Origin of the sequence: Pigmentiphaga sp. YJ18 (assembly GCF_038066655.1) — a bacterium.
In the GTDB taxonomy this organism is placed as follows: domain Bacteria; phylum Pseudomonadota; class Gammaproteobacteria; order Burkholderiales; family Burkholderiaceae_B; genus Pigmentiphaga.
This window is the reverse complement of sequence record NZ_JBBUKU010000001.1, coordinates 2,683,849-2,696,870: the sequence shown is the minus strand read 5'-3', so window position 1 is coordinate 2,696,870 and position 13,022 is coordinate 2,683,849. Positions and strand designations below refer to the sequence as shown.

Here is a 13,022-nt window from a genome sequence, read left to right as displayed (position 1 = left end):
CCGCGCATGGATGGCGAGGCCACCCGCGCCCGCATCCTGGAGACAGCCGGACAACTGTTCGCCGAGCGAGGCTACGCGGATACCACCAGCAAGGCCATCTGCGAACGGGCGCAATGCAACATGGCCGCGGTCAACTACCACTTCGGCAGCCGCGACGGCCTCTACCTGGCGTTATTGAAGGAAGTCCACAGGCATCTGGTCAGCCTGGACTATCTGGCGCGCCTGGCGCACAGCGCCCAGCCCCCGCGGCACAAGCTGGAAGTATTCCTGGATGGCCTGACCGCCAGCCTGCTCAACGCCGACAGCTGGCACATCCGCCTGTGGGCGCGCGAGGTGCTGGCGCCCTCGCCCCACCTGAACGGCATCATCGAGGCCGAGGCCCTGCCGAAGTTCGGGCTCATCAGCGCCATCATCGCCGAGATCACCGGCATCCCCGCCGGGGACCCGGCGCTGACCCGCTGCGTGCTGAGCGTCATGGCGCCGTGCATGGTGCTGCTGATCATCCACCGCGACATGAACAGCCCCATCCAGGCGCTGTTCCAGCAGCCGGCCGCGGACCTGGCCGCGCACCTGAAGACCTACGCGCTGGCGGGGCTGGACGCCATCGTCGCCGCACGCCCCCCGCGCCGGTCCGCGCGCAAGGCGCGCTAGGACCCTATTCCCCCTGCAGTCCGTGGCGCGCGACCACCTCCTTCCAGCGCGCGAACTCCTTGCGGTTCAGCTCGGCAAATTCCTCGGGCGAAGTCAGCACGACGTCGTATCCCTTTTCGAGCAGTTCCTTGCGCATCTGCGGCGCCCCCATGATGGCGCCGACCTCGTCGTGCAGGCGCTGCACGATGGCCTTGGGCGTACCCGCCGGCGCGTACATGCCCACCCAGATCGACAGGTCGTAGTCGGGGTATCCCGACTCGGCCACGGTGGGCACGTCGGGCACCAGCTGCGAACGCACCTTGCCGGTCTGCGCCATGGGCTTGAGCTTGCCCGACGCCACGTTGGCGCGCGACGCCTCGACCGTGCTGATCAGCATGGTCGAACTGTTCTGCATGACGTCCATGGCCGCCACGCCCATGCCGTTGGCCGGGATGTGGCGCATCTTCGTTCCCAGCATGTCTTGCAGGACCAGGGAATACAAATGGGTGGTCGAGCCCGGGCCGGGCGAGCTGTAGCTGGCGTTGTCGCCCGCCTTCTTCAGGTAGGCGACGAACTCCGGAAAGGTCTTGGCCGGTGTCGACGGGTTCGTCAGCACCAGCATCTGGCCGGACGCGATCTGCCCGATGGGCGCGAAATCCTTCACCGGATCGTAGGGCGTCTTGCGCGAAGCGGGCGTGATGACGTGCGTATTCAGGGACATCATGATCGTGTAGCCGTCGGGCGCGGCCTTGGCCACATAGGCCGTGCCGATGGCCGCGGCCGCCCCGGGCTTGTTCTCGACCACCACGTTCTGGCCCAGCCGCGCCGCCAGCTTCTCGGACAGCAGGCGGGACAGGGTGTCGGGACTCGTGCCCGGCGTATACGGGACGACGATCCTGACGAGCCGGGAGGGATAGTCGCCCTCCGCCTTGCCCGCCTGCCCGTGAGCCGTCACGGCCGCCAGCGCCAGCGTCAAGGCGAGCGCGAGCCGCGAGGGGAAAAGGACGCCTTTCATGCTTGTGTCTCCTGACGATGTTCTGGGTCGCCCGCCGCGGCCGGTTCATGCCGGCTCACGACTCCTGCGCGCACTCTAACACACATACAGTATGTTTTTATGAACAGTTAGGGTTTTCTAGAGAACCCTGGATGCGAAAGATGCCCATGCGTCACGCCATGGCCCATGGTTGCGATGCGCGGCGCCGCCCCCATATAGTCGGGCATGACCATCGCCCGCCATCCCGTCGACGCGCTGCACAGCTTCCATCCGGCCGTGGCCGCCTGGTTCGGCCAGGCGTTCGGCTCGGCAACCGAGGCCCAGCGCCGCGCCTGGCCGCACATCCGTGCCGGCCGCTCGACGCTCGTGGCCGCCCCCACCGGTTCGGGCAAGACGCTGACGGCCTTCCTGGCCGCCATCGACGATCTGATACGGATGGGCGTGGACGCCGGCGGCGTGCTGCCGGACGCCACCATGGTGGTCTACGTCTCGCCGCTGAAGGCCCTGTCCAACGACATCCGCATCAATCTGCAGGCGCCGCTCGAAGGCATCGCCGCAGAACTGGAACGCCTGGACCTGCCCGACCCCGGTATCCGCACCGCCGTGCGCACCGGCGACACCGAGGCCCAGGCCAGGCAGGCGATGCGCAAGCAGCCGCCCCACATCCTGGTGACCACGCCCGAGTCGCTGTATGTGCTGCTGGGCTCGGATAGCGGGCGCCGCATGCTGGCCGACGTGCGCAGCGTGATCGTGGACGAAATCCATGCCCTGGCGGGCAACAAGCGGGGCAGCCACCTGGCCCTCACGCTGGAGCGGCTGGATGCGCTGTGCGGCGGCCGGCCCGTCCGCATCGGGCTCTCGGCCACGCAGAAGCCGCTGTCGGCCGTGGCGCGCTTCCTGGCCGGCCCGGCGCACGCGGACGCCTGCGAGATCGTCGACATCGGCCACTCTCGGCGCCGCGACCTGGACCTGGAGCTGCCTCCCGTGCCGCTGGAAGCCGTCATGGCCACCGACGTCTGGGACCGGGTGTACGACCGCATGGCCGAGCTGGTGTCGCAGCACCGCACCACACTGGTCTTCGTCAACACCCGCCGCATGGCCGAGCGGGCCGCCCGCCACTTGGCCGAACGCCTGGGCGAGGAAGCGGTGGCCGCCCACCACGGCAGCCTGGCCAAGGAACACCGGCTCGATGCCGAGCAGCGGCTCAAGCGCGGAGACCTGCGGGTGCTGATCGCCACCGCCTCGCTCGAACTCGGCATAGACATCGGCGACGTGGACCTGGTCTGCCAGGTCGGCTCGCCGCGCACGATCTCCGCCTTCCTGCAACGGGTGGGCCGCTCGGGCCACCACGTGGGGGGGATCCCCAAGGGCCGGCTGTTCCCCACCTCGCGCGACGAGCTGATCGAATGCGCGGCGCTGCTGGACTGCGTGCGACGCGACGAACTGGACGCCCTGCACGTACCGGTCGCGCCGCTGGACGTGCTGGCCCAGCAACTGGTGGCCGAAGTCGCCAGCCAGGAGTGGAGCGAGGAAGCGCTGTATGCGCTGGTACGGCGCGCGGCGCCCTATGCGGACCTGGAACGCCCGGCGTTCGACGCCGTGCTGCGCATGCTGGCCGAGGGCTATACCGGCCGCCAGGGCGTGCGCGCGGCCTATCTGCACCGCGACCTGGTGGCGGGCGCCCTGCGCGGACGGCGCGGCAGCAAGCTGACCGCGATCACCTCGGGCGGCACCATTCCCGACAACGCCGACTACACGGTGCTGCTGGAGCCCCAGGGGCTGATGGTCGGCACGGTCAACGAAGACTTCGCGGTCGAAAGCCTGGCCGGCGACGTCTTCCAGCTGGGCAATACGTCCTACCGCATCCTGCGCGTGGAAGCCGGCCGCGTCCGTGTCGAGGACGCGCACGGCGCCGCCCCCAGCATTCCGTTCTGGCTGGGCGAGGCGCCCGGCCGCAGCGACGAACTGTCGGCCGGCGTCTCGCGCCTGCGCGCCCGGGTCGAACAACTGCTGGCGCGCCCGGGGCAAGCGGCACCCGACGTCGAGGGCGCGATCCAGGCACTGATGGACGAGATCGGCCTGAACGCGTCGGCGGCGCGCCAGATCGTCGAGTACCTGGCGCGCGCGAAGGCGGCGCTGGGCCGGCTGCCCACCCACGGCACCCTGGTCATGGAACGCTTCTTCGACGAATCGGGCGGCATGCAACTGGTCGTGCATTCCCCCTTCGGCAGCCGGCTCAACCGCGCGTGGGGCCTGGCCCTGCGCAAGCGCTTCTGCCGCAGCTTCAACTTCGAACTGCAGGCCGCGGCCACCGAGGACGCCATCGTGCTGTCGCTGTCCACCAGCCACAGCTTCCCGCTGGACGAAGTCTGGCGCTACCTGCGTTCCAACACCGCCGAGCACCTGCTGGTGCAGGCGCTGCTGGACGCACCGCTGTTCAACGTGCGCTGGCGCTGGAACGCCACCACCGCGCTGGCGCTGCCGCGCTACGTCGGCGGCCGCAAGGTCGCGCCGCAGTTGCAGCGCATGAAAAGCGACGACCTGCTGGCCGCGGTCTTTCCCGACCAGGCCGCCTGCCTCGAGAACGTGGTCGGGGAACGCGAGATCCCCGACCACCCGCTGGTCGCGCAGACCATCGGCGACTGCCTGCACGAGGCGATGGACGCCGAAGGCTGGCTCGCGCTGCTGCGCCGGATCGAGAAACAGGAGGTCGAACTGGTGGCGCGCGACCTGCCTACCCCGTCGCCGCTGGCCATGGAGATCCTGAGCGCGCGGCCCTACGCCTTCCTGGACGACGCGCCGCTGGAGGAACGCCGCACCCAGGCCGTGATGGCGCGCCGCTGGACCGATCCGGAATCGGCGGACGACATGGGCGCCCTGGACGCCGGCGCCATCGACGCGGTGGCCGCCGAGGCCTGGCCCGACGTGCGCGGCACCGACGAAATGCAGGAAGCCCTGGCCAGCCTGGCCTGCGTGACCGAGGCCGAGGCGGCGGCCAACGACGGCTGGCGCGGCTGGCTGGACACGCTGGCCCGGGAAGGCCGGGCGACGCGGCTGTGCGTGCAACCGGACGCCGCCCTGTGGGTGCCGGTCGAGCGCCTGGCCTGCGTGCGCGCGCTTTACCCCGGCGCCCGCGCCGAACCGGACATCGCCCTGCCCGCCGGCTGCGACGAGCCGTGGGAGGCCGAGGCCGCGTTGGTCGAGGTCGTACGCGCGCGGCTGACCGGCTTCGGCCCGCTCGCCCTCCCGCGCATCGCCGCGGACCTCCTGCTGCCCGAGACCGACGTGGCCGTGGCCCTTGCCCGGCTGGAAGCCGAAGGCTATGTCATGCGCGGCCGCTTCCATCCGCAGGCGCGGCAGGAAGAATGGTGCGAACGGCACCTGCTGGCCCGCATCCACCGCTACACCATCAAGCGCCTGCGGCGCGAGATCGAACCGGTCGAACGGCAGGACTTCATGCGCTTCCTGCTGGAATGGCAGCACGTCGCGCCGGATGCCCGGCTGCACGGACCCGGTTCGCTGCCGCAAGTCATTGACCAGCTGGAAGGCTACGAGGCTGCCGCAGGCGCCTGGGAATCGGACCTCCTGCCGGCGCGGCTGGAAGCCTATTCCCCCGGTTGGCTGGACGAGCTGAGCCAGGCCGGCAAGGCGGTCTGGATGCGCCTGGCGGGCCAGGGCAAGTCCGCGGCCGGCCCGGTGCGCGCCACACCCATGGTCCTGCTGCACCGGCGCCACCTTGGTCCCTGGCAGGCACTGGTGCCGCCGGACCACCAGGCCGAGCTGTCGCCGCGCGCGCAGCGGGTGCGCGACGCGCTGGCCAGCCATGGCGCGATGTTCTTCGACGAACTGCTGGGCGATACCCGCCTGCTGCCCAATGAACTGGAAACGGCGCTGGGCGAACTGGTCGCGGCGGGAGCCGCGAACGCCGACAGCTACGCCGGCCTGCGCGCGCTGCTGGTCCCCGCGTCCCAGCGCACCGCCCACCAGCGGCGGCGTTCGCGCCACGGTACGGCCCTGAACCAGATGGACCAGGCCGGGCGCTGGGCATTGCTGCGCCGGCCCGCCGCCACCGACCCCGTCCGACCGGGCAAGCATCCTCGCACGGACCCGCAGGTCCTGGAACACATCGCCCAGGTCCTCTTGCGCCGCTACGGCGTCGTGTTCTGGCGCCTGCTGGAACGGGAAGCGCGGTGGCTGCCGCCCTGGCGCGAACTGCTGCCCGTGCTCCATCGCCTGGAGGCCCGCGGGGACGTGCGGGGCGGCCGCTTCGTGGCCGGCCTGGCCGGCGAACAGTTCGCGCTGCCCGAGGCCATCCCGCTGCTGCGCGGCATCCGTCGGCGCGAGCCGGGCGGCGAACTGGCCTGCGTCTGCGCCGCCGATCCGCTGAACCTGGCGGGCGTGCTGCTACCCGGCGAAAAGATTCCCGCGCTGGCCGGCAATCGCATTCTGTACCGAGACGGACTGCCCGTGGCCGCCGCCGTCGCGGGCGACATCCGCTACCTGATCGAGGCCGCGCCCGACGAACGCGAGCGGCTGCGCACGGCGCTGGTGGCGCGGCGCTGACGCCCGCCGCCTGCCCCTTCCCGCGCAAACACGAAAAGCAGAAATGCGGAAAACAGCGGGTATCGCGCCAGGGCAAGCGGCTACAATTGCGCGTTGCGTAGGCGGCTCCCGAGCCGTCCGGATTCTCCCCCATCGATGGCCCCGCGGCCCTGGCCGACGCCATCCTTCGTCACACAGGAATTGCGCAGCATGATCATCGATTGCCACGGTCACTACACGACCTCGCCTGCCGCCCACAATCAATGGCGCGACCAGCAGAAGGCCAACTTCAAGGCCGGCGGCGACATCGACCCGGCCTATCCCGATATCTCCGACGACCAGATCCGCGAGACCATCGAGCAGAACCAGCTGCGCCTCCTGCGTGAACGCGGCGCCGACATGACCATCTTCTCGCCCCGCGCCTCCGCCATGGAGCCCCACGTCGGCAACGAGAACGTCAGCCAGGTCTGGGCCCGCCGCTCGAACGACCTGATCAAGCGCGTCGTCGACCTGTACCCCGAGACCTTCATCGGCGTCTGCCAGCTGCCGCAGTCGCCCGGCGTGTCCATCGCCAGCTCCATCGCCGAGCTCGAGCGCTGCGTCACCGAGCTGGGCTTCGTCGGCTGCAACCTCAACCCCGATCCCTCGGGCGGCAGCTTCAGCGCCCCGCCGCTGACCGACCGCTCGTGGTATCCCTTCTTCGAGAAGATGGTCGAGCTGGACGTGCCGGCCATGATCCACGTCTCGGGCTCGTGCAACTGCGCGATGCACGCCACCGGCGCCTACTACCTGGCCGCCGACACCATCGCCTTCATGCAGTTCATCGAAGGCGACCTGTTCCGCGACTTCCCGACACTGCGCTTCATCATTCCCCATGGCGGCGGCGCCGTGCCCTACCACTGGGGCCGCTACCGCGGGCTGGCCGACATGCTCAAGCGCCCGCCGCTGGCCGAGCACGTGATGAAGAACGTCTACTTCGACACCTGCGTCTACCACCAGCCCGGCATCGACCTGATGTTCGAGGTCATCGACGTCGACAACATCCTGTTCGGCTCGGAAATGGTGGGCGCGGTGCGCGGCATCGATCCCCAGACCGGACACTATTTCGACGACACCAAGCGCTACATCGACGCGCTGGCCATCCCGGCCGAGGACAAGCGCAAGGTGTTCGAGCTGAACGCGCGACGCGTCTATCCGCGCCTGGATGCGCAATTGAAGGCACGGGGACTGTAAGCCGCGGTTTCCCCCTTGCCTGACGGGGCCTGCCGGCGTCATCGACACGCCGGCAGGCCCCGTTTTTGTTTCGCAATGACTCCAGCACGGCAGCGGCATCGTGCTGTATTTCGCCCCTCCCTGCATCGATGCTTGATCCGCGCTCGGGGTGTGGCAGAGCCCCTTCCCTTTCTCCTCACGCATTGGTATAAAATTTTATACATAGGCAGTGCATGACGCACGAAAAGGAGATTCGCTGGATCGGATCCGCTTACGACGACTTAGTCAATTCCAAGGACATTGCCACGACGCGCTACCGTGCCGTGATCAACGCGAGAAAGGCCAAGCCATGAAGATCGACACCGAAATCCGTCATGTCACGAAGCCGGGCGCAAACCTGTTCCAGGAACTGGGCTTCCCGGCTGACGAAGCCGCGCGGTTGCAGGAGATTTCGCGCCAGCAGATCAACGACACGCAGCGGATCAAGGAGCAACTCATGTCGGAGCTGGCCGACTGGATCGCCCAACATCACCTGAAACAGGCCGATGCCGCAAGAATCCTGATGGTCTCGCGGCCCCGTGTGTCTGACGTGGTAAACAAGAAGACCACCAAATTCACCATCGATACGCTGGTGGAAATGCTTAGCCGTGTCGGTAAACCCGTACGCTTGGCCATCGGGTGATAGCAAGCACCTGTCTTTGGTTTGTGAAATTCTTTGGAAATCGAACAGCCTCGGCCTCTGTCTTGCCGTAGCTCCCCCTATACCTGACAGGTATCGGTGGGGCAAACCCGCCATCTTTTCCCCATCGCTCCCCCGCTTTACGCTTGCATCGGGCACAAGGGCGTGCTCATTCTTCCCGCGCGCCCCACAACAGAGACAGGATTCCCCGATGCGCTACGTCCGCTTCCTCCACGACGGCACCTCCTACCTCGGCACCCCCGAAGGCGACAAGATCCGGATCCTGGGCCAGGAATCGATCGAATCCCTGCTGGCCGCCGGCACCGACCTCGAAACCCATGCCGGCACCCGCGGTGGCGGCAAGCTGGTTGACGAGGCCGACGTTTCCTACCTGCCCGTGGTCGAGCATCCCGCCAAGATCTTCTGCATCGGGCTCAACTACGCCGACCACACCAAGGAAAGCAAGTACGAGCAGCCGGCCTACCCCACCATCTTCCCGCGCTACGACACCAGCCTGGTCGGCCATGGCCAGCCCATCGTCCGCCCCCGCGTGTCCGATTCCCTGGACTTCGAGGGTGAACTGGCGGTGGTGCTCAAGCGCGGCGGCCGGCACATCCGCAAGGAAGACGCGCTCGACTGCATCGCCGGCTATGCCTTGTTCAACGACGGCTCGGTGCGCGAATACCAGTTCCTGTCTCCGCAGTGGACGGTGGGCAAGAACTTCGACGCCACCGGCGCCTTCGGCCCGGAACTGGTCACCGCCAGCGAAGTGCCGCCCGCGGCGCGCGGCCTGCGCCTGGAAACCCGATTGAACGGCGAGGTGGTCCAGTCGGCCAGCACCGACGACATGATCTTCGACATCCCCACGCTGATCAGCGTCATCAGCGAAGCCATCACGCTGGAACCCAGCGACGTCATCGTCACCGGCACGCCCGCCGGCATAGGCTGGGCCCGCACGCCCAAGTTGCTGATGCGCGCCGGCGATGTCTGCGAGATATCGGTGACCGGCTTCGCCACGCTGCGCAACCCCATCGCCGACGAAGCCTGAACGCGCGGCCACGGCCGCACGACGGAGGAGACTCATGACCACACAAACCCAGCACGGCGCCGGTGCCCGGCAAGCCGCGGTGCACTCCATCGACCATTACGCGCTGACGGTACCGGACCTGGCCGTGGCCCGCCATTTCCACGAAGCCTTCGGCCTCGCGGTCGAAGCCGAAGGCGATGGCCTGGCGCTGCGGGCGCGGGACGGGCACGTCTCGGCGCGCATCCACGCGGGCCCGCGCAAGGCGCTGGCCTACCTCAGCTTCAATTGCTATGCCGACGACCTGGCCGCCATCCGCGCCCGGCTGGAACAGGCCGGCGTCGCGATGGCCACCGATGCGCCGCGCACCACCGCCGAAGGGATCTGGTTCCACGACATGGACGGCAACCTGATCCAGGTCAAGACTGGCCCCAAGATCACGCCGGATGCCAAGAGCCCGCTCGACAACATCCACGTGCAAGCCGACGCGCGCGGCGCCCGCTTCCGCAGCCAGGTCGCGCAGGTCCGCCCGCGCCGCCTGTCCCACGTGCTGCTGTTCACGCCCGACGTCTCGCGCGCGCTGGCCTTCTATGAAGCAACGCTGGGCCTGAGGCTGTCCGACCGGTCCGGCGAAGGCATCGCCTTCACCCACGCCCCGCACGGCTGCGACCACCATCTGGTTGCGTTCGCCCGCAGCTCGGCGCGCGGCTGGCATCACGCGGCCTGGGACGTGGCCAGCATCGACCAGGTCGGCCAAGGAGCGGCGCAAATGGCCGCCGCGGGCTACACGCGCGGATGGGGAACGGGCCGGCACGTGCTGGGCTCGAATTTCTTCCACTACGTGCGCGACCCGTGGGGCTCGTACTGCGAGTTCTCGGCCGACATCGACTACATCTCGGCCGGCAATGAATGGCCCTCGGGGGATTTCCCGCCCGAGGACAGCCTGTATCAGTGGGGGCCGGACGTGCCGCCGGATTTCATTCACAACACCGAGGCCTGATGCGGCATGCGCGCCGATCGATGCGATCGGCACGCAACCGCCGTCAAGCCAGGACGGCGACCCCGTCGGCGGCGCGCACGCCCTGCCCGCGCGGCAGTACGAACACGGGATTGATCTCGGCCTCGACCAGCCGGTCTCCCAGTTGCGCGGCCATCTCCGAGAACGCCACGATCGCGTCCACCAGGCCCTCGACGTCGGCCCGCGGCCGGCCCCGGTATCCATCCAGCAGCGGCCAGCTTTTCAGCTCCCGCACCATGGCGGCGGCCTCCTGCCGGGCCAGGCCCCGGCCCGGGCTCAGCATGCGCAGGCTCGTGTCGTTGTAAAGCTCGGCGGCGATGCCTCCCATGCCCAGGAGAATGGCGGATCCCAGCGCATCCCGGCGCATGCCCAGGATAAGCTCCACGCCCGGCCCCACCATTTCCTGGACCAGATAGCGCTCGGGCCGGACCCCGGCGCGAGACTCGACTTCCCGCGCCATGGATTCGAGGCACGCCTCCACTGCCTCCGGCGCCAGATCGACCGCGACGCCGCCGACGTCGCTCTTGTGCGTGATGGCGGCGGAAAGCATCTTGAGCACCACGCGGCCGCCCAGCTCGCGCGCCGCCTGCCCCGCTTCAGCGGGACCGGCGACGACTGCTTCCCGGACGCACGGCACGCCGAACCGCGCGAACAGACGCTTGGCCTCGTGTTCGTCCAGCGATCCGGACGGCAGGCCATCGATCGCGCCGGGCGTCCGGCCGGCGCCGCCGGGCCCATCGTCCCGCGCGCCGGCCTCCAGCATGCCGCGAAACGCCGCGGCACAGCCTTCCGCCGCGGCGAACGCGGGCACGCCATGCCGGGTCAGCGCGCGTACCACGTCGGGCGCGTGCGGGCTTACATAGGCGATAACGGGCTTGGGCGAGTCCGGCAGGCAGTCCTGGATCACGCCCGCCACCAGTTCCGGCATGGCCAGGCTGGACGATCCGGCGATGACGACCAGTGCATCGTAGCTGGGACTGGCCTGCAAGACCCGGATCGCGCCCTTCATGAGATCAGGCTTCAAGCCCGCCAGCGTGACGTCGATGGGGTTGCGGTCCAGGACCGCGTGGTCGCCCGTCTGCAATGCCCGCAGGGCCTCGGCCGTCGGGCCGTCGGGCGCGGGCGCATAGAAGCCCGCCATGCCCAGTTCGTCGGACACGAGCGTGCCCGCGCCACCCGTCGACGTCAGGATGGCCACCCGCCTGCCGGCCAGCCGCCGCCCCGTGGCCAGCGCCGAGGGGATGTCCAGCAGTTCGTCGAAGGTCCGGGCCCGTATCACGCCCACCTGCCTGAAGAAGGCGTCGTACATCCGGTCGGCCCCCGCCATCGCGCCCGTATGCGAAACGGCGGCCCGCGCGCCCGCCTCGGAACGGCCGATCTTGAACGCCACGACCGGCTTGCCGGCCCGCGCGGCCTTCAGGGCGGCCGCGCGGAATGTTTCCGGGTTCCGGATCGTTTCCACATACAACGCGATCACACGCGTCGCGTCGTCGTCGGCAAGATGGTCGACGAAATCGGCCAGGTCCAGGTCGACCTCGTTGCTGGTCGACACCAGCTTCGACAGTCCGATGCCTCGCGCATTGGCCCGCGACAGCAGCGCCCCCAGGATGCCTCCGCTCTGCGAGACCACGCCGACCGGCCCCACCTCGAAATCCTCCATTTCCAGCGCCCCCGTGGCCGACAGCACGATGCGATCGGTCAGGTTGACCAGCCCGATGGTGTTCGGGCCGAGGATGCGCATGCCGCCCGCTGCCTCCAGCAACTGTGCCTGCCGGCGTGCGCCCTCGCCGCCGGTTTCGGTGTAGCCGCTGGCCAGGACAATGGCGGCGGCGGTGCCGCGAGCCGCCAGATCGCGAACGGCCAGGTGCGCCCGCTCGGCGCCCAGCAGGACGATCCCCACGTCGGGCACTTCGGGCAGGGCCGCCACGTCCGCGTAGCAGGCCAGTTCACCGATATGGCCGACCTTGGGGTTCACCGGCAGGATGCGGCCCCGGTATCCGTGCTTGAGCAGGTAGGAAACGGGACGGCCGGCGGTCTTGCCCGCGTCGGCCGACGCACCGACTACCGCGACGCTGCGCGGATTGAACAGGCGGGAAATCGCATCCATCACGCCTGCCCCCGCGACGCGCCCGCCGCCTTGTCCAGGAAGGCCATGACGGCCTCGCGGTGTTCGCTGCTGGTATAGCAGATGCCCTGGGCCTGGCTGCCCTGGGCGAAGACCTGCGCGGCCGGCAGCTCGAAGGCCTGGTTGAGTATGGTCTTGCTCAGCGCCAGCGCCGTCGCCGACCCTCGGCTCAGTTCCGTTGCCCAGGCCTGTGCATCGGCCACCAGGGTCTCGGCCGAGGACGTCCTGTCGACGATGCCGAGCTTCGCAGCCTCGTCCACGTCGACCTTGCGCCCACTGAAGATCAGCGCCTTGGCCATCGGCAGGCCCACGCGGCGGGGCAGGAAATACATGCCGCCGCCATCGGGCACGATGCCGCGATGGATGTAGGACCACGAGAAGCTGGCCCATTCACTGGCGACGATGAAGTCGCAGGCCAGCGCGGTATCGGCCCCCAGCCCGGACGCCGCGCCGTTGACGGCGGCGATGGTCGGCTTGGGCATGGTGTGCAGCAAGGCCTGGGCGTGGTGCACGCGCTGCTGGCGGTGCCAGCCGTTGAAGGCGATCTCGCCCGCGGGGGCGTTCATGCGCCGCTCCATGCCGGCGATGTCGCCGCCCGCGCAGAACCCCTTGCCGGCGCCGGTCAGCACCAGCGCGCGAATGCCGCGGTCGGCGGCGACGCGCTCCAGCGCATCGATCAGTTCGGCGCGCATGTCGTCGCTGATGGCATTGCGCTTCTCGGGCCGGTTCAGCGTCAGTGTCGCGATCGAGTCCTCGACCCGCAGCGATATCAATGAATAAGTCATGGTGATTCCCGCA

9 protein-coding genes are annotated in these 13,022 nt (G+C 69.1%); 6 read left to right on the top strand and 3 right to left on the bottom strand.

Annotation, left to right across the window (positions count from 1 at the left end; genetic code table 11):
- Nucleotides 1-6 precede the first annotated feature (6 nt).
- Nucleotides 7-651, top strand: coding sequence for a TetR/AcrR family transcriptional regulator (locus WKR98_RS12930; RefSeq protein ID WP_238160325.1), 645 nt, complete (start codon nucleotides 7-9; stop codon nucleotides 649-651).
- A gap of 4 nt (nucleotides 652-655) precedes the next feature.
- Here the strand turns inward: WKR98_RS12930 and WKR98_RS12925 are convergent, their stop codons facing one another.
- Nucleotides 656-1,645, bottom strand: a complete 990-nt coding sequence (locus tag WKR98_RS12925; RefSeq protein WP_341433469.1) for a tripartite tricarboxylate transporter substrate binding protein — start codon at nucleotides 1,643-1,645, stop codon at nucleotides 656-658.
- A gap of 204 nt (nucleotides 1,646-1,849) precedes the next feature.
- Here WKR98_RS12925 and WKR98_RS12920 point away from each other — a divergent pair, with 204 nt between their 5' ends.
- The 5 genes from WKR98_RS12920 (at nucleotide 1,850) to WKR98_RS12900 (ending at nucleotide 10,081) form a co-directional block, all read left to right on the top strand.
- Nucleotides 1,850-6,187: a DEAD/DEAH box helicase gene (locus tag WKR98_RS12920; protein ID WP_341433467.1), complete on the top strand. Its 4,338-nt coding sequence runs from the start codon at nucleotides 1,850-1,852 to the stop codon at nucleotides 6,185-6,187.
- A gap of 189 nt (nucleotides 6,188-6,376) precedes the next feature.
- On the top strand, nucleotides 6,377-7,399 hold the full coding sequence (locus WKR98_RS12915) for an amidohydrolase family protein (protein WP_341433466.1): 1,023 nt from the start codon (nucleotides 6,377-6,379) through the stop codon (nucleotides 7,397-7,399).
- 328 nt (nucleotides 7,400-7,727) lie between these two features.
- Nucleotides 7,728-8,060, top strand: coding sequence for a helix-turn-helix domain-containing protein (locus WKR98_RS12910; protein ID WP_124688457.1), 333 nt, complete (start codon nucleotides 7,728-7,730; stop codon nucleotides 8,058-8,060).
- Nucleotides 8,061-8,268: 208 nt separating this feature from the next.
- Nucleotides 8,269-9,105: a fumarylacetoacetate hydrolase family protein gene (locus WKR98_RS12905; RefSeq protein ID WP_124688456.1), complete on the top strand. Its 837-nt coding sequence runs from the start codon at nucleotides 8,269-8,271 to the stop codon at nucleotides 9,103-9,105.
- A gap of 34 nt (nucleotides 9,106-9,139) precedes the next feature.
- The gene (locus WKR98_RS12900) at nucleotides 9,140-10,081 is read left to right on the top strand and encodes a VOC family protein (protein ID WP_341433463.1); all 942 of its coding nucleotides are present in this window, start codon (nucleotides 9,140-9,142) and stop codon (nucleotides 10,079-10,081) included.
- Between the two features lie 43 nt (nucleotides 10,082-10,124).
- On the opposite strand, the gene WKR98_RS12895 is transcribed toward WKR98_RS12900, so the two are convergent.
- Entirely contained in the window at nucleotides 10,125-12,206 is a 2,082-nt protein-coding gene (locus tag WKR98_RS12895; RefSeq protein ID WP_341433461.1) for an acetate--CoA ligase family protein, read from the bottom strand.
- Nucleotides 12,206-13,009 carry an enoyl-CoA hydratase/isomerase family protein gene (locus WKR98_RS12890; protein ID WP_341433459.1) on the bottom strand — a complete coding sequence of 268 codons (804 nt, stop codon included), beginning with the start codon at nucleotides 13,007-13,009 and terminating at the stop codon, nucleotides 12,206-12,208. Before WKR98_RS12890 ends, WKR98_RS12895 begins: the two co-directional genes overlap by 1 nt.
- Nucleotides 13,010-13,022 lie beyond the last annotated feature (13 nt).